Consider the following 23,403-nt stretch of genomic DNA (forward strand, 5'->3'; position numbering starts at 1 on the left):
TTCACCCTTACGCATTGAGATTAGTGGAGAAATGTAATTCCGCCGGCTTTGTGCGTCGAACCTTACGATGTTCAACTTTCTGCAGCTTTCCGAACTCCATTTTGACGAGTTGATCCGCTAAATCGAAATAAGCGTCATCATGGGTAATCGCAATGATGCATTTGCCTTCCTTTTTTAATTCGGGCAGCAGCACCTCATAGAAGTACCGGCGGAACTCCGGGTCCTGGTCGGCCGCCCATTCGTCGTACAGACAAAGCGGTTTATCTTCCAAGTAATTGATGAGAAAAGCAAGCCGTTTTCTTTGTCCGGTAGACAGCTTAACCGTACTGAAAGCATCGTCTTTAACTTCGACCTTGTCTTCAATGCGAAGCAGCTTTAAGTATTCTGCGACCAGAGGGCCTTTCCGTTCCAGGTCAACGCCGTACATTCTCTTAAACAAGTAGAAGTCGCTGAAAATGGTAGAGAAATATTCTCCCAATTGCGCGGACCCGACGGGGCGCCCATTGATGCGAATCTCGCCTTGGGTTGGCGAGTACAACCCTGTGATAAGCTTGGCCAGCGTTGACTTCCCGCTGCCGTTCCCTCCCGTGATGAATGAGATTTCACTTGAATGAAAGCGAAGATTAATCGGACCTACCATGAACGATTCGCCGTTATCGCCCGTATAGTTGAAATGGACATCTACCAATTCCAAGGTTACAGGGGTAGTCTGATCGGCACCGGCCAAATCCGAGACATCCGGTTGAGACCTCGGCAAAGCTCCGAGATCATGCATAAATTGGTTGATGCGCTGCCAGCTGATTTTCATTTGCATCATATTGGGCATCGCGCCCGATAACACGGTAATAGGCCCGATCATGAACAGGAATAGATATACAAAGCTTTGCAGCGTGGCGACATCCAGGCTTTGAAACAGATGCGGGAATAGAAAAACAACCGTTCCGATAATGACAATAAAACTGATCTCACTCATGATGGTGACATAGGCAAACTTGACTTCTCCAACAATTCTCCGCTCCATGTAAACGTTGCAGCTAGCTTCGATATCCCCGCGGAACTGGTCGTTTTTCTTTTTATTGATCGAGAGCTCCTTGGAGCCCCCGACCATATCCTGGATAAAATCGAGAAACATGCTTTGCAGGTCTCTGACGTTCTCCCAAATCGCGTCCAGCTTTCCGGATTGTCTGTGAAAGATCAGCACAATAAGCCCGAGTACGCAAAACAGAAGCAGCAGCGCATAAGGGTTTAACACCCCTAGATACACAAAACAGCTGATCAGCGTGATTGAGCTCGTCAACACCGTGATGAGTGTATTCGCGAATTCGCTAATGACTTCCATTTCATTGTTTAAGCTCGAATAGATCCGCCCACTCTCGACATTTTCCAATTTCTCGTAGGGAGAACGAAGATAAGTGTCGATCATCGTCATGCGCTTGTCGTAGATGAGCTCGTTCGCAATCGAGATTAGTTTTTTTCTGACCAATACTTGGGAAATGACGTAAAAGGTCAGCGCCAGCGTGAAATACAGCAGCATTTTGTTTAATTCCGCGCGGCCGCCTGCGACGGCGATATTGATGCAGAAGATGATTAACGCATTGCTTACGCCGCCCAGTATACTTAAAGTTCCTAAGTAAAACCACGGCTTTTCGTTTTTCCGGGGAAAATAAGCGATCAATACCGCATACACGTAGAAGATCACCATAGCTGCATAGAGGATAATAGCCGCCGGCAGTAGGCTTGGCGGGGCCCATTCCGACAGGCGCTGCCAGGATGGATCATGCCCCAGCAGAGCAGGGATTCTATAAATGCCGAATCCCAGACTCGCCATAAAAGTGACAGTCAGCAGGAAGCTTGCCATAGCCCGTCGTCCTATGCTCCGATAGGTTCTCGTTTTGCCTGCGATCTGGGCAAGGACGAGGAGCATATAAACCAAAGTGACAAGAGCAAAGCTCCCCGCAAGGCTCATTACGATAATCGCAATAGCATCCAAGCTCATATAGCGACTCTCCTTCGTTTTTATAACGAAAATATATGATCGATATCTTCCTGTGAAATATCTGCGGAATCAAAATCCGACGGCGTATATTCAGTATGATTCAAGCTCAAGCAGTGCTCCATAATCCGGATGAGGTGCTGGGCGAACAATGCCGCCAGCTTGCTCAGTGCGTCTTCGGTATAGAGGCCGGCATTCGAGGTGAAGATAACTTGAAGCGTCCCCTCTTCGACGATTGGCGCAATAGCCAGCAAGCCTGTCATCGGCGCGCCCGGGCTTATCTCCCGGTACTTTCCTTCCTGATCGATGGAGACCCAAGAATAGGAAGGCATATGATCCCAGCTTCTTACGCCCTGAAGGCAAATATCAGGCTGCTCGGAGAGCCGCAAAACAGGAGAGGCGGACGCATGACGCAGCTGCTCCTTGGCTGCTTTTATTCGTTGGGACATAGACCCGGAAGGATCATGAGTCAGCACCGGACAGCAGTAGCTTGTAAAGCGGCCCACCGTTCTGGCCGCGTCCAACTGCCCGGCCTGGTCTTGTCGGCCGTCGATCTCGAGCGCTATGTGCATGGGGTTGCCGTCAGACATGTCGTTCGCGGCAAAAGCGACGGCCATGGCCAGCAAGTCATCCGGTTCCGTGTTGTAACCTTCATTAGCCTTGGACAGCAGCCATTCGGTATGCAGAGGAGAAAAGTCTTTGACGACGCGGTAACCCGTGCCGGATGCCGAATACTCCTGCTCTTGGTTAACGGCTCCAGATTCCGTAGAGAGCCCGCTTTGCTTTAATACCCATTCTTGGTAAGAATGCGTCTTAGGCGGCAAGGCAATGGGGGTTCCCCGCCGGATGCTGTCGATCATGCCGGCCAAATCCTCGATGATGATTCTCCACGAAGTCGGATCGACAATGAGGCGATGAGCGGCCAACAGCAGCCGTTTTCCTTGTTCGCCCAAATCGAACAAGCATCCTCTGAATAAGGGTGAGCCGTTCAATTGAATCATGGAATGAATGCGCCCAATATGGCATGCAAGGTGCTCTTCCAAATCGTCAGCATGCACATTCGCGAGATCGATCGATTCCGGTTTCAGCTCTTCCTTGGTGTAGCGGTCATCGTACCTTAATCCATTCCCTACGATGTCCATAACAAGCCGCAAGGAATCGTGGTGGCGTACCAGCTCCGTCAGGCACGAGCCCACTTGATGGGTAGACGATTCGCTTGTCAGATGTAAGATGATCGATTCCACGCCTTCCGTCAAAGAAGTGAGAGGAACAACACCTTGCAAATAACCTTGCTGTTGGCCGGTTCCATTTGCGGTCATCACTTCCGACATCTCCATGAATACAGGGCTGGACAGCATTTCCGCTACTTTGACCGAAAATCCGCAATCTTGGAGCTTGTAGGCGATTTGAATCGCTTTAATGGAATCGCCGCCCAAAGCATAGAAGTTATCGTGACGGCCCACTGTTTCCACACCCAGTACGTCTCTCCAAGCGCCGGCCAACAACAGTTCCTTTTCCGTTTCCGGAGGAGCGAATGCGGCGGACGATTCCTTTTTGAGATCAGGATCGGGCAATTCATGCCGGTTGATTTTGCCGTTTTGCGATAAAGGAATGCGATCGAGCTGCACAAAATAGGAAGGCACCATATAGTCGGGCAATATACGGGACAGATGCGCCCGGAGCGCGCTCGTCTCGATTTCATGGTTAGCCGCATAATAACCGCATAACTGCCTATTCCAATCCCGCCCCGCTCGGGCAAGCACCACCGCTTCCTTGACGCCGGGATACTGACGGATTTGAGCTTCGATCTCACCCGGCTCGATCCGATAGCCGCGGATTTTCACTTGATCGTCGCTGCGTCCCAAAATTTCCACCGTGCCGTTGTGCATGCGCCTTCCAAGATCACCGGTCCTGTACATGCGCTGACCGGGAATGAACGGATTAGGGAGGAAGGCGGCAGCCGTTAAATCAGGACGATTGAGGTATCCCCTGCCTACATTGGTCCCGCTAATGCAAATTTCTCCGACCTCGCCGATCCCCCTAAGCTGCATGTCCTTGTTCATGATATACAGACTGGAATTATGCAGTGGAGTCCCGATAGGCAGGATCTTATACTGATCCAACGATTCTTTGGTGACCGTGTAAGAAGTGACATCGACGCAGCATTCCGTCGGGCCGTATATATTCGTGATTTGGGTTTGTTCCATCTGAAAATGCGCATAGAACGCGCGAATGACATCTGAGGAGAGCGGTTCTCCCCCAATAATAAGTCGCTTCACGTGAATGGCGTGTCCCCGCGTAGAATCGTCTTGAACCAGCAATTTGATATGCGCCGGCGTCCCGTCGGAAACATCGATTCGATAATGGTTGTAAAAAGCTAACAATTGCCTGCCGTCTACGCGCGCTTCCTCCGGCACGATATGTAAATGATATCCTCCCAGCAAAGCGGCAAACATTTGCTGCACTGAAGCATCGAATACGAAGGGAGCGACAAGCGCAATATGCAGCGGTTGATCGTCATTGTGGTAGATCGTTTCATGCAGAGTGCCGACCAGGTTGACGACATTCCGGTTTTCAATCATGACGCCTTTGGGATAGCCCATTGTGCCTGATGTGTAAATCACATAAGCCAGCTGCTCCGGGTACACGCGAATAGCGGGATTATCCGTGAGCTCCACTTTCTGCAAAACGTCATCCACTACCAGCCATTTGCCCGAATATCCTGCGATTTCAAACTGCGCTTTGGTCGAAAGGATGATTTCCAGCGCGCTATCTTGAATGATGTAATCGATGCGCTCATTAGGATATGCTGCGGAGATAGGCACATAAGCGCATCCCGCTTTGAGCACTCCAAGAATGGCAATCATCATTTCCAGCGAGGGCTCCGACAAGATGCCTATGCATTGCTCGGGCTTTACGCCTTGCCCAATAAGACCCCATGCCACTTGATTCGCTTGTTCGTTCAATCTGAGGTAGCTTAACGTTTGTTGACCGAACGTTACCGCTTGGCGTTCCGGCGTCCTGTTCACTTGCTCTTCAAACAATTCACTGATCGATTTATGTAGGGGATACTCCGATTCCGTACGGTTCATGTCAAAGATAAGCGTTCGCTTCTCTTCTTCACTCACGAGACTAAGATCAGAGACCGTGACAGATTCGTGCTGCATCATGATATCCATCAGAAACAGCAGCCGGGTATGCATGAAACGGATTTCTTCGTCCGTAAACAGGTCCGTCTTGTAGTCGTACTCGACTAACAAGCTCCCGTCCAGGGACCAATCCTTGATAATAAACTGAAGCGATTCCGCTTGTTTTTCGCTGGTGTATTCCACGAGTTCCAGCGGAACGCCGTTCATTTCTCGTGGAGGCCTCGTGCCAAGGTAGTTGACGATTACCTCAAACAACGAATCGATTCCTTTTTTCTTGAGTTGTAGATCTTGATGGAGGAGGTTGTATGGATATTTTTGATGCGCGTAGCATCTCATTAATTCTTTCTGAACGCTTTGCAATACAGCTAAAATGGACTGCTGCTCGTCGATGTAAATTCGTAGTGGCATGGTACTCGTAAACATACCGAACATATTTTTTTCTTGGTGTCCCGAGCGGTTCAAGACAGGGGTGTTAATGATCAAATCATTTTGCTGAACGAACTTATTCAAATAAAGCAGCATCGCACCCACGAAGAAGGTGTTCATGGATATCTGATGCCGGTCGGCAAATTGTTTCATTCGCCCGGTTTGTTCAAGACTGAGCTTGAACCTTGTCCGCTTGCTAATCATTGAACTCGAACGAATGGGGAAAGCTTCCGGCAAATCCTTGAATCTATCGAGCCAAAATTGCCGGCCTTTCTCAAATCGCTTCGAATTGAGATACGCCTGCTCATTGTCAATCGAATCCAGGAAGGAGAATTCCACTTCCTTATTCACCGGTTCCCGGGCCGTCAGCTTCTCATACAGCTCGACGATTTGATCGACGATGATTTGCGTCAATGATTTGCCGTCAGCAATGATATGGTGAAACCGATAGAAGAATCCTGTATTCTCGTCTGAAATGCGAAACATCGTCATGTGATACAGCGGCGAATGCTCCAGCCGGAACGGCGCAGCCATTTCCTTCTTCACCCATGCATGGAAAGCCGCTTCTGGCTGATCCTGCTTGCTGAAATCAATAAAATCCACAGGCTTTTGCTGCTCAACGACGTATTGATGCGTTTCATTATTGCTATGTCCGATCTGAATACGTATGCCCGGATGTTTGCTAATAAAGATCTGAATGCACATCTCCAAAGTTCTAAAATCAATGCAGCCTTTAAAATGCATCGCAAGAGCAACATTATGAATATTCGAATTCGGGTAGATGTTTTCCACATACCAAATTCTTTTCTGCGAATTGGTCAACGGCCATTTCGTCACGGTTACTCACCCTTTATGGAGACATTATGTAATGGAAGCTAAAAGATTTGATCCCTTCCGCAAGAAGTTCCAATGCAGCTTCAGTCGTCTCTATCGGGTACACGGTTGGAACTCGGATATAAGAGCCTGTTCCGCCTTGATAATTGCTTATGGTTGTAATCGCAAAACTGTAATTGACCAGCATATAATCTGCAAATAAGTCGATATCGTCCACCGGCAGTTGCACATAGAACTGGGTTCCGCCTCGAGGGACCATATAGCTGATACCTTGAAAAGCCGCGAGCTTCGCTTCTATATATTTTTTTCGCGCGGCGATCGTCTCTACCAAATCCCGGTTGCCGCGTTCTAGTAAAAGCTGGGCTTGCTTTTGCGCTATGCCGCAGATGGCGACACATTCTTGCTCAAAAAAGCCGGCCATACGCCGTATATTTTCCCGGTCCGACATCACCCAACCGATCCGCAGACCGGGAGAGCCGTAATTTTTGGACATCGAATTTACCGCATAGACGTTTTTCCATACAGAGGTTGCCGCGAGCGGTGTGAACGACTGCGCGCCATCAAAGGTAAGACTGTCGTAAATCATGTCTGCAACCAGGTTAATCCCCCTGCGTTGAACCAGTTCAGCAAGTTGAGCCAGGGTATTCCGGGAAAGGATGTCTCCGGTCGGGTTATGGGGCGTGTTGACATAAACCAGGCTCACGTTCGGGTCGGCACATTCCGCTTTAAGCCTCTCGATATCAAGCTCGCCTTGATGCGAAGTAAAATACTTAATTGTATAACCATAGCTTTCCAAAATTGTAGCGATGCTTCCCAGTATAGGAGCCTGGCAAAGAGCGACCGCATGAGGCCGGTACAAGGAACGGAAAATAAGCGAAAGCCCGTGAAGAGCTCCGTTGGTGACAAGGATCTGGTCCTGCTCAAGCTGCAAGCCGTACATCCCGTTTTCCCGATTGCGAATGGCGTCTAACAAAAACGGATAGCCTTCGCAAGGGGCGTATTCGCTGACGAGCGGGAATTCAAATTGCGCTGTAGGCGATTGGGTCTCCCATTGGGGGACATTTTCTACCCATACCCGCCATGGCTTCTCCTGCTGAAGACTGACGTATTGCAACCGCTGCTGGAGCAAAGTAAAGGGGCTATCCGAAGTGGTAATCCGCTGCATCCGCTCATTTCCCCCTTTGTAATAAATAACCAATGGTCAAATCAGTAGAGTCGACATGGTGGTTCACAGTTTCTTTCGCCTTCACGGTGAGATTGAGACGTGCAAAAAGGTTGTCCCAGTACTTCTCCGTCTCCAAACGCTGACGTGTAAAATAATGCAAAAGATAATAGGGGTTATAGTACGCTTTAGCTAAACCGTGATTCATCATGTCCGGGTCGTCGATGCGGTTGTCAACCTCAATAATGATAATATGGATCTCCGGGAAGCGATCCGTGATCTGTGTCAAAAAGCGGATGACGCCCTCTTCGCCGTCCTGTCCGAGAATTTCGTGCAGTACAAAGCCCAATACGATGAAATCCGGTTCATAATCAAAATCGCCTTCAAAAAACTCGATGGCCGGACTGCAGGTCAAGCGAATCCGATTCTGCAAACCATACTCCTCCACGAGCTTGACCGCCTCCGCGTAGCCCCCTTCGCTCGGCTCGACTCCCCAAGCCTGGATATCAGGGTACAGCTTGCAAAACTCAACCAAATACAGACCGTTTCCGCACCCCAGATCCAAAAGCCGATGACATCCGCCTGGAATGCGGGACATGAGGCTTTGAGTCAAAGGTATCGCATCGTAATGGCTGATGCCGCAGCTTCCCACCCCTACCTTCATCGAATCGCGACTGGCCCACCCGGAGTTCGCCTTCAGCTTGCCTCCGACCTGGAGGAACGTTTCCGCATACCCGCCGATCATCATTGTATACCAGCCCCGAAAATCTCCCAGTTCAACCCCTTTTGGGCTTAATCGGAATCGGCCGTTCTCCTCGATCACAATCTGCTCGTTCTTTGCATATTTGAGAAACCCCTCTAATTTCTCTTCATCCAATTCCAGCCTGTTCGCCAGTTCGCCGACAGATGCGGAGCCAGTCTCGACGAGAACGTCGAATAACCCTGTATCAAAGAGATGATAAATACTAACAGCCAGAGTAAAATAGCGGATTGGCTGCGTTGATTCGATCAATCGATCTTCCAGTTTAGGCACTACCATTACCATTTCCAATCATCTCCCGTAAATAGTCGCATAAGCATGGCTCAAAAATGGATATCTGTCACGCTGGGTTAAACTTTACTTCAGTAATGTTTTCGCAATGTTATTAAACCATGAAGAAATGATTAAGATTTTCATGGTTAAATTATAAAACCAATTCATCACATATCCCCCGCACGCCTGAATTTATCTAATAACAAGCTTTTTCTCTCGACTACACTTTACGCGTTCTCAAGACAACAATCGTCGATCCTTGAGGTTGCAATAAGTATAAGATTCACACGGCGGCGCTGAACTCACAGGCAGCATAGTAAAATGGTCCAAGTGCAACCGCGTGCCGCTCATGACGAACCTGGAGTTCTGGCAACGGAACTATTTCATTGATATAATAAAGAGGAATTGTCTGGTTTTTTTGTTGATTGTTTGCAGTTCATTTGGAGGTATAAAATGGAGCTCAGAAACCTTAAAACCTTCCAAGTCGTCGCCGACCAATTAAATTTGTCCAAAGCAGCCGAAATTTTATCCTATACACAGCCTACGATCTCTGTCCAAATTCAAGCATTGGAAAGAGAATTGGGACATCCTTTATTTAATCGTGTCGGCAAAAAAACGTTCTTAACCCCTACCGGAAAATTGGTGAAACACCATACGGATATCATTTTGAACGCTATAACCGATTTGGAAACCGCTTTAAAAACGCTTGACGAACCGTACGGCAAACTTGCCATTGCAGCCCCTGAATATTACTACGGCCGACATCTCTCGTTGTTAATCAGTTCTTTCATTAAAGACCATCCAAAGGTTAAATTAGATTTGGCTTGCTACAATAGTAAAGAAACAATAAAGCTAGTAAGCTCCCATCAAGCCGATATCGGAATCATCGCAGGAAAGTATAATTCATCCGAGATGGAATCGATTAACCTGGACACAGAAGAGGTTATGATGGTTACGACCCAAGAGATCTCCGAGCAATATGACTTGTCCACGGTTTTCTCCCATTACCCGCTGATCACTTATAGAGAAAGTTGTAATTTGGAAGACGTCATTAAAGGATGTCTATCCGAATTACAATATCAACCTACGAACATCATTGAGTCCGGCAGCGATGAAGCGATCAAGCGTTCGGCAATCAATCAGACAAGCATCGCTTTGCTAAGCTCAGACGGAATCAAGGAGGAGCTGGCTACGGGTAAGCTTGTCCCGATCCATCGTTTTCAACATCGGGTTGAAACCTCTCTTATTTACCTCAAATCCAGGTCGGAAGAAGCAAATATTCAAAGCTTTAGCGATCTTCTCAAGCAGGCTTGGAAACCTTTGGAAGATTGAAATTGGGCAGAAAGAATGGCAGAAGGAGCATGCGTCCCCTTCTACCATTTTTTCTGCCCAAATGTATCAGTAAGCGATTTCAATTTTTATTATTTTACATTTTCTTCTTATACTTCATATGATAAATAACATAACAAAAAGTAACAAATGGCACTGCGCAATACAGCGCAAGCCGTTGATTCGGATCAAAGGCAAGCCCGATGCAAGCAACCGTGCATAGGATGAAGGCCGCTATTGGAATAAAGGGATACAACGGGGTACGGTATTTCAAGTCAGTAAGACGTCCCCCTTGCTTGAGGAATTTTTTGCGGAACATATATTGAGAAGCGGCTATAGCCATCCAAGCCATAATAGCGGTCAATCCGGCAAGCGAAACTAGCCACAGATAAACGGTATCTGCCGCATAAACGCTGGATAACAGCGACAAGCAGGCAATACCGACACTAATGATTAACGCATTTAACGGTACTCCTCTTGCTGTTAATTTTCCTAGAGCAGCAGGAGCCATTTTACTTCTTGAAAGAGCCCAAAGCATACGGGATGAAGCATACAGTCCCGAATTCGCAACGGACAAGAGAGCCGTTAAGATAACAAAATTCATAATGTCGGCAGAATAAGGAACACCGATATTGTCAAAAACCATAACAAACGGACTTTCTATGACCCCCGCTTCTTTCCACGAAATTAATCCCGAGACAACAAAAATGGATAGCAGGAAAAATAAAATAATTCGCCAGACTGTATTTCGAATGGCTTTAGGCACGGAAGTCTCCGGATCTTTGCTTTCTCCCGCGGCAATTCCAACGAGCTCACTGCCCTGAAATGCAAAATTAACCGTGACCATCGACATCAACACGCCGCCTAAACCATTAGGAAATAAACCGCCTGCTCCCGTAAAGTTAGAAAACATAGGAGCAGACGAATAACCTTTCATGTGAATAAAACCGAACATAGCAGCGCCGCCTAAAACAATAAATGCGATGATCGTAAATAGCTTAATACTTGCAAACCAGTACTCCGTCTCGGCGTATGCTCTTGTAGAAAGAGCATTCAGCAAAAAAAGCACAATAACAAAGATAGTACACCAGATCCAAGTCGGTACGTCAGGAAACCAGCGCTTCATGATTAATCCGGAAGCCGTAACCTCAGAGCCTAAGGTAATCACCCAACCAAACCAATATAACCAACCGACCGTAAATCCTGTAGCAGGTCCGATATATTTGGTCGCATACGTTTTAAAAGAGCCTGATTCAGGCATGGCAACGGATAATTCGCCAAGGCACATCATAACGAGATACATGATGAGTCCGCCCACCAAATACGCGAGAATAGAACCGCCAGGTCCCGCCTGACTAATCGTATACCCTGAACTGATAAACAGCCCTGTGCCAATAACTCCGCCGAGTGAAATCATATAGACATGCCTGCTCTTCATCGTGCGCTGCAGCTCGGTCACACCATGAATCCTCTGTTCTATGGTGAATTCGCCTCCTTATTCTGAACCATACACTCCTGAGTTTTGGCGATTGATCGTAAAGTAAATAGCCGATTGTTTGGAGCGAATTCCCCTCGTTACATCCTTACGGGGTTGCAGCTTCTACTTCATGAAAAACCGATACAATTCGTTCAATCGCCCAATCCAAATTTTCTTGCGAAATATTTAACGGCGGGGCAAACCGAATCGTCGTTTCATGCGTTTCTTTGCACAGCAGGCCCAGCTCCTTCAGCTTTTCGCAATAAGGACGCGCCGGTTCGTTCAATTCAAGCCCGATAAATAAGCCGCGGCCGCGAATTTCCTTCAATTTGCTGCTTTTGATCTCTTTTAGTTTATTTATAAAATATTGCCCCGATTGTTCGGAACGACGAACCAAATCCTCTTCTTGCAGTACATCCAATGCCGTAATTGCAACGGCACAGCCTAACGGATTCCCGCCAAAAGTAGAGCCGTGAGAACCCGGGTTAAACACGCCGAGAACGTCCTGGTCGGCAGCGACCGCAGAAATCGGAAACACCCCTCCGCCCAACGCTTTACCCAAAATGTACATATCCGGCTTCACATTCTCCCAGTCGCAAGCGAATAACTTGCCTGTACGCCCGAAGCCCGTTTGGATTTCATCGGCAACTAACAAGACATTGTTTTCCTTGCAAAGCCTTTGCGCTCCTTGGATAAATCCGGCTGGCGGAATATTGATGCCCGCTTCTCCTTGAATCGGCTCGAACAAAAATGCAGCTGTATTCGGCGAAATCGCATTTTTCAAAGCTTCCAGATCGCCGTACGGAATAATTTTGAACCCGGGTGTGAACGGCCCGAATCCAGCCTTATACTCTTCCTCGGAGGAAAAAGAAGTAATCGTAATCGTGCGTCCATGGAAATTGCCTTCACAAACAATAATTTCAGCTTGATTGGCAGGCACTTTTTTCACGCCGTACGCCCAGCGCCGAATGGCTTTGATCGCCGTTTCCACGGCCTCTGCGCCTGTATTCATCGGAAGGATCATACTTTTCCCCGTCAGCTGCGACAGTTTTTCGTAAAAGGTCCCTAGCTGGTCATTGTGAAACGCGCGGGATGTCAAAGTGACTTTATCCGCTTGATCCTTCAACGCTTGAACGATTTTCGGGTGTCTGTGCCCATGGTTCAACGCGGAATAGGCACTTAGCATATCCATATATTTGTTGCCTTCGGGATCTTCCACCCATACTCCCTCCGCTTTAGATATCACGATAGGCAGCGGACGGTAATTTGCAGCTCCGTATTTTTCAGTCTGTTCAATAATTTGCTTTGTTTGTGTCATGGTAGGGCCTCCCCGATCAAAATGATTTTATTTATAGAATTCGTTCTCCAAAAAGCGAGCCGGCCAAGTCGACAGCGGATTTGGCCGTCCTGTTGTTCACATCGAGCATCGGATTCACTTCTACAATTTCCGCCGAGACAACAGCGCCATGTTCATGCAGATATTCCATAGCAAAATGACTCTCTCTATAAGTAATCCCGCCCTCCACAGGCGTTCCGACACCGGGCGCTTCCCGAGGGTCCATCCCGTCCAAATCCAGACTGAGGTGAATACCGTCCGTACCTGCCGAAACCCGCTCTAACGCCTCATCCATGACCGCTTTCATGCCATATTTGTCGATGTCATACATCGTAAATACGCGAATGCCTTGCTCCTTCAAGAACAGCCTTTCGCCCGGATCGATCGATCTCGCCCCGATAATAACAACGTTGCGCGGATCTAATTTCTTGTGCGCTCCCCCAATGGAAGTAAGACTCGGATGCCCGTGACCTAACAATACAGCCAGCGACATTCCATGAATGTGACCCGAAGTGGTCGTAAATTCCGTATTCACATCGGTATGCGCGTCGAACCAAATGACACCAAGCTTGTTCACATGCTGCAGGATACCTTTAATTGTACCGATAGCAATACTGTGATCTCCGCCGATAACGAGAGGAAACCGGCCTTTTCCCATCTCTTGGGTCACCACTTCAGCCAATTTCGTGTTAACGCGAACGATTTCCGCCAAGTACTTTAATTTTTCATCAGGATCACACCTGTCCTGCAAGCGGTTAACCTCGATATCGCCGCAATCACTGACGTGGAAACCCAACGTTTCCAGCCTTGCTTGAATATTTGAACTTCGAATCGCAGTCGGCCCCATGTCTACACCAGAACGATTGGCACCGAGTTGAAGCGGCACTCCGATAAGTGAAATATCGTTGCTGTTTTTTGTAGTAATCATAGAGAACCCCTCGGTTTCATATAGTTTTTTTACATAATATGATGCTTTCCAACAAAGGTAGCGCTTTCTTTCCAGGTCATCCCGCTCGATGACATCTCGAATGTATCATAGCTTCGGCGGATTCTGAAATTGAAATCGTCTATTGTTACTATTTAAATTATTTATGGTCAACGATTTTGGAGGATGGATAAGCAGAATAGTGTAAATGAAATGTGACCATATAGCGACTTGATCTGTCTAATTAGTATAAATACAAAATTTTAAAAAAAGGAGTGTGTGAAGTGGATGTAACAAACCTTGCGATTCAAGCGACAACGGGTAACCGTGATGCTTTTATCAGCCTTGTTAAGCACTTTGAGGAATCTTTATACCGTATGGCCAAATCCATCTTGGGTAAAGACGAGGATGTCGCGGATGCCCTGCAAGAAACCATTTTGAAAGCCTATCAATCGATCCATACCCTTCGCGAGCCTAAATTTTTCAAAACCTAGATCTTCCGTATTCTGATCAATCAATGCAATACGATTCTCGCAGGCCGCTCGCGTACCGTAGTTTACTCAGAGGCTCAAGAACCTTCTTCGCCCTCTAAGGATTACGATAACGTGGATTTGAGAGAAGCGGTGGACCGACTGGATGAGCAGCAGCGTATCGTTATCCTTCTTCATTACTTTGAAGATCTGCCGGTGCGGCAGATCGCCAGCGTCCTCAACATCTCGGAAAGCGCCGTCAAGATGCGCCTTTCCAGAGCGCGCGATACCCTTATGCAAAATTTCAAAACACCTGATGAAGGGAAGATGAACTATGGAACGATTTAACCTTGAGAAGGAATTCATAAAACTGAAAAAGACAAATAGCGCAGATATGGTGATGTCATCGGTTGTCCGTTCGCGTCTGGATGAGACTTATGCTTCACTCCCGGAGCGGCCTACCCAGCGCATAAGCAGACCAACACGGTCACGGTTCCGCCGGACAACAACCGCCACTGCAGCAGCAGTCATCCTCGGAGCAGCGTTCTTCGCTTCCGGCTTGGTGTCCCCGGTTATGGCGGACTCCATCAAAAGTATTCCTTTGATAGGAAGTATTTTCAGCTCTATCCAAGGGGACATCGGACTCCGAAATGCCGGCGATCTGGGGCTTGCTGCCACTGTAAACCGAAACGTTTCCTATGAGGACGTTAAGCTTGAGGTGAGCGAGACGGTTTTCGACGGCAGCCGGGCCGCTTTTCTGGTTCATGTGACGGCTCCCAATCTGAAAAACGGAAAATATGATAACGGAAAAAAGTTGGTAAAACTCAGCAGCGCAATTCAAAATGTATTTTTCACAGTAAACGGAAAACGGCAGGGCGATCCGGGTTCCATTCTGAAAGGCGGAGGCTACATGGGTGCGGGAGAAGCACATCCGGACATGCTGATCTTCGAAGAGGTGCTGGATACGTCCGGCGGCGGGTCCGTTCCCGATTCTTTCAACGCCGAGGTCACGATCATCCTGGAGGGAATCGACCATGAATTTAAACTGGATGTCCCCTTCCGTAAAACCACGGACAACATAATCAATGTTCATCCGAATGCGGTTGTAACCAAGAACGAGTTTACTTTCTCCGTCACCGACTTGCAGGTGACACCGTTGACGACACGCGTTAACTATTCGATTGCATTGAACAACGTGCAATCATTGGAACAGGGGGACGAAAACAAGTTACGGCGTGTCGGAATAGCCGCTTTCGACGATCAAGGCCGCCAACTGCCTGCCCTGCACGGGGACGGGAAGTATGAAGGAAACCGGCTGAACTATGACAGACGATACGCCTCAACGTCCGGGACGACCAAATACTTGATTTTGAAGCCATTTGTCATCAAGGATGATTTCACGGAGAATGTAAAGGAAGATCAGTACATCCAGGGATTGGAAACCAAAATCGAGCTGCCCGCTTCCAAATAAATGAGGAAGACAGACTGCCAAGGTCATTCTTTGCAGTCTGTCTTTTCAAATTCGACAATAGGGACGGGGCTTCTTCCAGCCAGCTCGCTGCCGCTTAAGGCTTGATTTCGCTGATATTGAGGATTATTTGATTTTAAGCATATACAGCTCGTGATCCGATTTTTGGACCGACTTATATCTAGTTTTGGAATAAACGAATACAGTACCATCATCCGAAAATGCTTGCGGGGTCGTTATGATCGTTCCATAATCAACGGGATTGCGTTTGCTGCCATCCGTACTTGCCACCCACAGCATTCCGTGTTCGGAGGTTTGGGCGGTTGACTCTTGCTGGATGAAAGCCATAACCGACCCGCTTCGATTCAGCCGAAGAGCGGAAACCTTGGAATAAGAAAAACTCAGCAGAGGTTTAAATTCGGTTCCTTGAAAAAACACAGGATTATTCCTGGCCTCATGAAATTGGTTCGCTCTCACGCGTACACCATGCAGCTGCCCGACACCCTTTTCTCCGTCTACTGACCAAACCGGATTCTCTACGGAAGACGGATGCGTATAAATGTCCTTTTCTTTCAAATCACTCAGCGTGACGTCATATACACGATCTTTCTTCATAATACGCAATGCTTTTGAATCCTCGCTGAACCCTATAAGGTTAAGGTCGCTGCCTTCGGCAATAACCTGGTGCTGGCGGGTACTGAGTTGATAAACCCGGATTTTTCGCCCCTCCGCCGTACTGTAAGCGATTCGGTCGTGGTCTTTCGACCAGACGAGCTCCTTAATGCGTCCGTCTAACGGCTCTGTAGTTAAACTGCGGCTTTCCATATTGTAAATATACAAAGACTTGAACTCGCCAAAAGCAACGAACCTGTTATCCCAACTCCAGACGGGTGGAGCATCCTTCGAATAGCCGCCTTCTCCGACTGTCTCCCGGGAACCCTGTTTTGTATCGTAAATGACGAGCTCACCGTTAAAAGAATCGTTCGTCAAATAAGTTATATGTCTTCCATCGTGAGAGAGCGACGGCATGTGTCCATCACCCAATTTTACGGGCTGCAAGGAGGAATATCCGCGGGCGGCCTCCTCCTTGATCGCCGCGATATCTTTGCCCAGCGTTCCCTTAGTGCCGCTTGCAGCAAAATAAATGACAGCATCGTCTATATTACCTTGACGATATATGGCTTCTCCATACTTCAAAGTATTTTCCTGGTTACCCTCGCGTAAATAATCATCCTCAATTTGTTGAAACGAAATATTCGCATTATGTAAAAGCAAAGGCGGCTCGGAAGTAAACCCTATGTCCGTTTCTTGAGTACTCTGCTTGCCTTCTCTGAAAGGCTTCGGCGGCTCTTGGGCTTGGTTAGCCGGTAAAGCCGCTTCCTCAGCCCCATCTGCTTGCTGCGCCGCCTGTTGCGGTTTCACGGCCTCTCCGTCAGCGCTTGTTGTCTGTTGCGATGGTTCAGATTCAACCGATTTCGGCTTTACATCACTTTTTGGTAAAGCTTCCGTTTGTTCCGCAAACTGATCTTGATTAGACGCATATTTTTCCACGGATTTCTCACCCGCGACTGGTGGCTGCACAGCTTGACAAGAGCAGACCGTGATCGAAATCAAAATGATGAACAAATAAATCAGCGGCTTATCCATCCGTCCGACTCCCCCCATTTATTTGGTTACCCCCGATAAGGAAACTTGATAAATCTCAAATTTTCTGGGATAACCGTCTATTCTCGTTTCTTTGGTATACACGAACAAGGAGACATCGTCCGAAAAAGAATGCATGGTTGTGCTGATATATCCGTAATCGACCGGGATACGCTTTTTACCTTCGGTTTCTGCCAGCCACAAGGTCGAAAAAGGAACATCATTACTTATGCTCGATCCCTCCTGAGGCATGGTTGCACTTTGGTTAAAGGCGATCCAGCGGCCATTGTCTGTTATTCTTAAGCTTTCGCGTAAACTGTAGGAATAATCAAATGTCATGAGCGTGTTTGCCGATCGAAAATTAAAATATTGCGGATTTCTGCCAAAGCTCGTCCCATGATCAAAATTCATTTCGCTAAATCCGGCGCCTTGGCTCAAATCCGACGTCAGAGTGAGGCTGCTCAGGCCCACGGGAATCGTTCCAACCCATGTTTCCTTCTTGTCCTGCACGGCAACGTCAAACACCTGGCCATCCCTCCGGATTTGCCGAAATATTTGGGGTGTATCCTCAAAAGGCTTCAGATAGCCGCCAAAGCTCCCCTCAAGCTGAATATGACTTCGGGTACTTATATCAAACAACTGGGGCACGTAGCTCTCCTTCTTTTTATCATAGGTTCCCACTAGTATTTTTTGGCTGTTTGCCGACCAAAGAATAAAGTGGTCCAAGAAAGAATCGAACTTTTCTTCCCAGATTTCATTTTTCGGCAAGTCATAAACAAATAAACTGCTGCCATTGATATAAGCCAGCTGCCGATTGTCATGGCTCCACCTCCATTCCGGAAAAAGCGAATCACTTATGCTCGACACCCGCTTCGATTTATCAGCTTTAACATCGTAAATCATCAATCCTCCACTCTCGTAGTAAGCGATATACTTACCGTCATATGAGAGAACGGCATTTTTGCCATCAACCAGCTTGCGTGGCTCGACCTTCGCGCTGCCGGCTCCCAAATCATTCATAAGTTGAGGGAGCCGGCTGCTCTCCTTCCCCCGCTCCATTGCCCGATGAATGTAATGAATCGCATCGTAAATCAATCCGTTGTCATACATTGCTTCTCCGTATCTCAACAAATTTTCGCCATTGAACTCCAGCTTTAATATTCGTTCCGCCTCCTTCAGGCTTGCCCCCTTGACACCTGAGAGTTGCTGCCTATCGGGAGGAGAGGAGTCAGGCTTTTCCCGTTCGCTTCCAAGGGTATTGCCGCTGCTGCTCGGGTCCTCATTCTTCGGCTGGATCTCATCTCCATTGGATGGAGACTGGGAACTGGAATTGGCATTGGATACTACGGGATCAGGTGCCGCCGGAGGAACCGAGGTAGGACTCGGTGCCGTCCCCGCATCCTTTGGGGCATTCGACTTTTCACTTTCGGTTTTTTCAACAGCGGATTGGGCGGGCAACCCGTTATTATTTATCCGAGTCGTCGTATCTGTGGAACATCCCGCTAACAGTATGCCTGCCAGCACTCCGGGCAAAATATTCCTGCTTGTCCTAATCATCCTAAACATCCTTTCCTGCTGCTAACTGCCCAAATTTACTGGGTATCTTTTAATATTTCGGTAAAAATAGATAGAGAATTTACCCTTATTTCCATCACCGAGCATACAAGGGCAGATTGTCATAATTGATGAGAATATCCGCTAAGTGTGGAATGTATATTTATGCGTTTCAAACATGCTGTTTTTGGAGGCGGAAGTACAAAAAGTGCTTGCCTTTGACTTATCAGAAAGCCAATGGCAAGCACTTTTTGTATGCGATATAGAAATATACAGTAGGTAAAGAGCCTGGTCAATGCCTCTTTCCGATGTTTGAGCATTGAAAATCGTTCCGCCCGCAGCGCACTGGCAGCCCCAAGCAGGCTTTCACGTGAGACCCATGACTGCACAATCTGAATTGTTATCTAACATCTACAGGGACAACAGCCTCGAGAAGCTGCTTCTCCAGCTCTTCCCTGTACTGTCGTGTCTCCTCTTCGCTCCAATGCAAATACTGCTCCATAAATGCAATAACCGGCGTCTTGAATTCATGCACCCATGAGATATTAAAGAGCAGCGCGCCCGTACGCCGGTTAAAGAAATCGATCGGTTTCACCGTCATTTCCTCTTCAATAGCGTAGACAATCATGGCCAGCACGTCTAAAGGAAGCCCGAAGTCCGAACCATTTTTTCCATAGGTAAAAGCCAGCTCGTACAAACGATCAATATTCGAGCCGTATTTTCGAACAAGCTTCTCCGCTTGCTCCTTGCTGAACCCCCGCTTTATGCCCTCCGCCGTTTTCCGCTCGATAAAGGTTGGGAATCGATCCGGTCCGCCTACATGTCCGCCGGAGATCGGCATGGTTTTGGTGACGCAGGGGGTAAATCGGGTTACTCCTTCTTTCTTGAACAAATCGTTCAAAAGATCGACGACCATTTCCGCCATTTTGCGATAACCGGTGAGCTTGCCACCCGCAATGGTAATTAATCCGGACTCCGACTGCCAGATTTCATCCTTGCGGGATATTTCCGACGCCGTTTTACCTTCTTCAAAGATAAGCGGGCGAAGTCCCGTCCAACTGGATTCAATATCCTGAATGCCAAGGTTCAATGTGGGAAACATATAATTAACGGCATTAATGATATAGTTGCGATCTTCGGAAGACATTCTCGGATGAGCGATATCTCCCTTGAAGACAGTATCCGTGGTGCCTACATACGCCTTACCGTCCCGCGGAATAGCGAATACCATCCGCCCGTCCGGCGTATCGAAATAGACGGCTTGCCGCAGCGGAAACCGGGATTGGTCGATCACCAAATGTACTCCTTTGGTCAGCTGCAAATGTTTCTTGGTTTTCGATTGATCCATCTCCCGAAGCGTATCTACCCAAGGCCCGGCGGCATTCACGATTTTGCGGGCAAAGATCTCATACCATGCTCCGTGGATCGTATCCCTGACTTTCACTCCAACAACTTTGCCGTTTTGATAAATAAACTGCTCCACCTTGGCATAGTTTACGGCCTTCGCTCCACGCGCGAACGCTTCTTTCATCACCTCGATGGTGAGACGGGCGTCATCGGTACGATACTCGACGTAGACGCCACTTCCCTTTAGCCCTTCACGCTTGACGAGCGGCTCACGCCGTATCGTTTCCTGAACGCCGAGCATTTTCCGCCGCTCGCTCCGCTTCACTCCCGCCAAAAAATCATAGAGCCTCAGTCCCAGAGAAGTACTGAACTTTCCGAACGTACCGCCTTGATGGAACGGAAGCAGCATCCATTCCGGAGTGGTCACATGAGGGCCATTCTCATACACAACCGCGCGTTCTTTCCCGACCTCGGCGACCATTTTTACCTCAAGCTGCTTCAAATAACGCAGCCCTCCATGGACCAGCTTGGTGGATCGGCTGGAGGTTCCCGCTGCGAAATCCTGCATTTCCACCAGCACCGTGTTCATCCCCCTGGTCGTCGCATCAAGCAGAATACCGGCCCCGGTAATCCCGCCCCCGATGACAAGGACATCGAACGTTTGCTTGGGTAAGGCTTGTAATATTTCTGTCCTTCTGTTACTTGAAAAGGCTTCCCCCATCTTGCATCCCTCCTTCGATGATCACGAGTTAAATGGAAATCAAGTCTTTTATATCGAAGTTAACTGCAATTTCATAATCGGCTTGGCTGTTGTCGTACTTGATTTTTGCCGTTTTAAGCTCCAGATCGTAGTACCAGCCTTCTTCCTTCGCTTTCCACTCGGCGGGATCGAGAAACATCGGAAGCTTTCTGCCCTGCAGCATCACTTGAACCGGAGCAATTTGGTTACATACCAAATCAATGACGATTCGTTTCACTGTGCTGGCGTACGCTCCGTCTTTCTTGAAAGAAATCACGGTGTTTCCATCCGTTTCGACATTGATCGTTGTTTTCAGATAGTCGCCGTTCTTGTAATTGTTCGTTACCCCGTCGTCCTCATACAGAACGAAGCTTGCGTTCTCGGACGGCTCGATCAGCAAATGCAGCTCTTCTATACGGTCGTTATGAATGTTCTGCACATACGGCGCGAGCGGAATAACAGCCCCGCTGCGGATAAACATCGGAATCGAATCTAAGGAAACCTTAAGCCGAATCGTCTGTCCCCCTGCATAACGCTCTCTTGTATGCCAGTCAACCCATTCGCTGCCTTCCGGCAGGTACACCGTTCTCGTTTCCGCCCCTTTTTCCAGAACATTGGCGACCAGGATCGACCTTCCCAGCATGAAATCGAAGCTTTCCTCCCAAGTGGCAGGGTCATGCTGAAATTCATACACCATCGGCCGCATGACCGGAGAGCCCAGGACGGAAGCTTCGTACAGTAAAGAGTAGAAATAAGGGATCAAACGGTAACGAAGCTGAATCGCCTCCCGGATATATGGAGTATACGAAGGATACATCCACGGCTCGGTGACGGTATTGTCCGTGTTGCAGGAATGGATGGAGAACCTCGGTTGGAAAATCCCGTTCTGTACCCAACGGACGAACAGCTCCGGTTCCGGGGCAGGGCCGAAGAAGCCGCCAATATCGCAGCCCTGGTTCGCTACACCGGACAGTCCCATTCCTAAAATAACAGGAATATTGAATTTTAAGCTGTGCCAGCTCGTATTGTTGTCTCCGGCCCAGGTTTGGGCATAACGCTGAATGCCGGCAAATCCGGCGCGGTTGACAATATAAGGTCTCGTATTCGGCGCAGCTTCGGCGATCGCTTCCTTGGCCGCTTGAGCCATAAGATTGGGAAGAAGCGGCCGCAAGGCGCTGATTTCTTTCTTGCCGCCTTCAAACTCACACAACGCATCCGGATTGTTAATTTCATATTCGTTATTGTCGTTCCAGATGGAAGTGACCCCCAAGTTAATAAACGATGCTTTCAACTGGTCCTTCCATAATTGTCTGCCTTTCGGGTTGGTGAAGTCGACGAAAGAAGCTTGTCCTCCCCAATAACGGTCGGTTTGGGATTTGTCCCCCTTATCGTCTTTTATATAGGCACCCGCCTCGTCAAATTGTTTATATAACGGGTGAGTAAGCAGCATACCCGGCTTTATATTAGGGGCCAATGCCGCCCCCTTGCTTCGCATTTGTTCGATAAAGTTTTGCGGATGAGGGAATCGTCGATTATTCCAGTTAAAGACATACCTTTTCCCGTCTTCGCCAGTGGTGTAGCCTGAAGACATGAAGAATCCGTCGCAGGGAATTCCTTCCGCCTTGCATCTATCCAGAAAGTTCAAAATCGCTTGATCCGAATCCCGGTCCAGTTCGGTATAGTACATGGTGGAGCCCATATATCCAAGCGAGTATTGCGCCGGCAAAATCGTTTTGCCCGTTAGATCCGTGTAGTGGCGGACGACATCCTTTATTTGCGGACCGTACATGAAGAAGAGATCCAGTTCCCCGCCGTCCGCGCTAAAATAACTATACTTGTTCCAGTAGCCGCTGCGTTCGCATCCCATATCAAAAGTGGATGCATGGCTGTTGTGATAGAACAAACCCGTTGCAGACTGCGTCTTTCCGTTAAATTTAATATAGAACGGGATGTGCTTATACAGCGGATCCGTATGTTCCGAATCGTAACCGATCGTATCCACGTTATGCATCCGCAGCCTTCTCTTCTTTTTATTCAAATGCCCGCTTTTCTCACCGAAGCCGTAGTAATGGTCTTCATCCGTCAGGTTTGAATAATGATACAATCGGCCGTGCTTATCTTTCACATAGGGGCGCTCTTTCAAATCCTCATGGAGCATTCGGCCTTCCGCATCCGTAATTTCAATGGCAAAAGGCTCCCGGTGTATCATCAGCCGTAATTGATTCGTGCGGAGCAGCAAGCGGGTACCCAAATCTTCATACTGAGCCGGAAGAGCCGCCACTCTCCTGCGATCCTCGACCATCCCATCCATCTTGTCATCCCATGCGGTCATGGTCAGCGTATACGAAGCTTCTTCGGCAAACTGTTCGTCGAAGGTGCAGCGGATTCGGATCACATAATCATTCATCAGATAGATGCGATACTTGGCTTCATCGGTCACGAGGTCCAAATAATGATGCCCTTCCACGACCTGCAATAACTTACTGCTTACTCTCATGATTTACCTCCACATTCCTA

The 23,403-nt window shown here is 48.1% G+C and carries 15 protein-coding genes; 4 read left to right on the forward strand and 11 right to left on the reverse strand.

The annotated features are described in order from the left end of the window. Positions 1–7: 7 nt before the first annotated feature. From KQX66_RS02745 to KQX66_RS02760, 4 genes are read right to left on the reverse strand one after another with little or no spacing between them, the layout of a single operon-like run. The gene (locus KQX66_RS02745; RefSeq protein ID WP_216789361.1) at positions 8–1,996 is read right to left on the reverse strand and encodes a cyclic peptide export ABC transporter; all 1,989 of its coding nucleotides are present in this window, start codon (positions 1,994–1,996) and stop codon (positions 8–10) included. Positions 1,997–2,016: 20 nt separating this feature from the next. Then, positions 2,017–6,405 (reverse strand): non-ribosomal peptide synthetase, encoded by a 4,389-nt coding sequence (locus KQX66_RS02750; RefSeq protein WP_216789362.1) that lies wholly within the window; start codon positions 6,403–6,405, stop codon positions 2,017–2,019. A 13-nt stretch (positions 6,406–6,418) separates the two neighbouring features. Further along, complete coding sequence (locus KQX66_RS02755; protein WP_216789367.1) at positions 6,419–7,567, reverse strand: beta-methylarginine biosynthesis bifunctional aminotransferase; 1,149 nt, start codon at positions 7,565–7,567, stop codon at positions 6,419–6,421. A 4-nt stretch (positions 7,568–7,571) separates the two neighbouring features. Then, on the reverse strand, positions 7,572–8,609 hold the full coding sequence (locus tag KQX66_RS02760; RefSeq protein WP_216789368.1) for a 2-ketoarginine methyltransferase: 1,038 nt from the start codon (positions 8,607–8,609) through the stop codon (positions 7,572–7,574). 441 nt (positions 8,610–9,050) lie between these two features. On the opposite strand from KQX66_RS02760, the gene KQX66_RS02765 reads away from it, so the two are divergent. After that, complete coding sequence (locus KQX66_RS02765) at positions 9,051–9,929, forward strand: LysR family transcriptional regulator (protein ID WP_216789369.1); 879 nt, start codon at positions 9,051–9,053, stop codon at positions 9,927–9,929. 94 nt (positions 9,930–10,023) lie between these two features. On the opposite strand, the gene KQX66_RS02770 is transcribed toward KQX66_RS02765, so the two are convergent. From KQX66_RS02770 to rocF, 3 genes are all read right to left on the reverse strand, one after another. Further along, positions 10,024–11,364 (reverse strand): amino acid permease, encoded by a 1,341-nt coding sequence (locus KQX66_RS02770; RefSeq protein ID WP_216789716.1) that lies wholly within the window; start codon positions 11,362–11,364, stop codon positions 10,024–10,026. A 145-nt stretch (positions 11,365–11,509) separates the two neighbouring features. Further along, positions 11,510–12,721, reverse strand: a complete 1,212-nt coding sequence (locus KQX66_RS02775) for an ornithine--oxo-acid transaminase (RefSeq protein WP_216789370.1) — start codon at positions 12,719–12,721, stop codon at positions 11,510–11,512. 31 nt (positions 12,722–12,752) lie between these two features. After that, complete coding sequence (gene rocF, locus KQX66_RS02780; protein WP_216789375.1) at positions 12,753–13,667, reverse strand: arginase; 915 nt, start codon at positions 13,665–13,667, stop codon at positions 12,753–12,755. Between the two features lie 281 nt (positions 13,668–13,948). Between rocF and KQX66_RS37960 the strand changes: the two genes are divergently transcribed. Genes KQX66_RS37960 through KQX66_RS02790 form a run of 3 tightly spaced genes read left to right on the forward strand, consistent with a single transcriptional unit; the run spans position 13,949 to position 15,605 of the window. Beyond that, positions 13,949–14,158 (forward strand): sigma factor, encoded by a 210-nt coding sequence (locus KQX66_RS37960; RefSeq protein WP_308647061.1) that lies wholly within the window; start codon positions 13,949–13,951, stop codon positions 14,156–14,158. Between the two features lie 33 nt (positions 14,159–14,191). Further along, the gene (locus tag KQX66_RS37965) at positions 14,192–14,482 is read left to right on the forward strand and encodes an RNA polymerase sigma factor (RefSeq protein ID WP_308647084.1); all 291 of its coding nucleotides are present in this window, start codon (positions 14,192–14,194) and stop codon (positions 14,480–14,482) included. Further along, positions 14,469–15,605, forward strand: coding sequence for a DUF4179 domain-containing protein (locus KQX66_RS02790; RefSeq protein WP_216789377.1), 1,137 nt, complete (start codon positions 14,469–14,471; stop codon positions 15,603–15,605). Before KQX66_RS37965 ends, KQX66_RS02790 begins: the two co-directional genes overlap by 14 nt. Positions 15,606–15,728: 123 nt before the next feature. Here the strand turns inward: KQX66_RS02790 and KQX66_RS02795 are convergent, their stop codons facing one another. From KQX66_RS02795 to KQX66_RS02810, 4 genes are all read right to left on the reverse strand, one after another. Further along, positions 15,729–17,249 (reverse strand): TolB-like translocation protein, encoded by a 1,521-nt coding sequence (locus KQX66_RS02795; RefSeq protein ID WP_216789379.1) that lies wholly within the window; start codon positions 17,247–17,249, stop codon positions 15,729–15,731. A gap of 18 nt (positions 17,250–17,267) precedes the next feature. Beyond that, the gene (locus tag KQX66_RS02800) at positions 17,268–18,803 is read right to left on the reverse strand and encodes a hypothetical protein (RefSeq protein WP_216789381.1); all 1,536 of its coding nucleotides are present in this window, start codon (positions 18,801–18,803) and stop codon (positions 17,268–17,270) included. 397 nt (positions 18,804–19,200) lie between these two features. Further along, positions 19,201–20,868, reverse strand: coding sequence for a glycerol-3-phosphate dehydrogenase/oxidase (locus KQX66_RS02805; RefSeq protein WP_216789382.1), 1,668 nt, complete (start codon positions 20,866–20,868; stop codon positions 19,201–19,203). A 28-nt stretch (positions 20,869–20,896) separates the two neighbouring features. Continuing rightward, on the reverse strand, positions 20,897–23,383 hold the full coding sequence (locus KQX66_RS02810) for a glycoside hydrolase family 31 protein (RefSeq protein WP_216789383.1): 2,487 nt from the start codon (positions 23,381–23,383) through the stop codon (positions 20,897–20,899). Positions 23,384–23,403 lie beyond the last annotated feature (20 nt).

This window comes from Paenibacillus oleatilyticus (assembly GCF_018998565.1).
In the GTDB taxonomy this organism is placed as follows: Bacteria; Bacillota; Bacilli; order Paenibacillales; family NBRC-103111; genus Paenibacillus_G; species Paenibacillus_G oleatilyticus.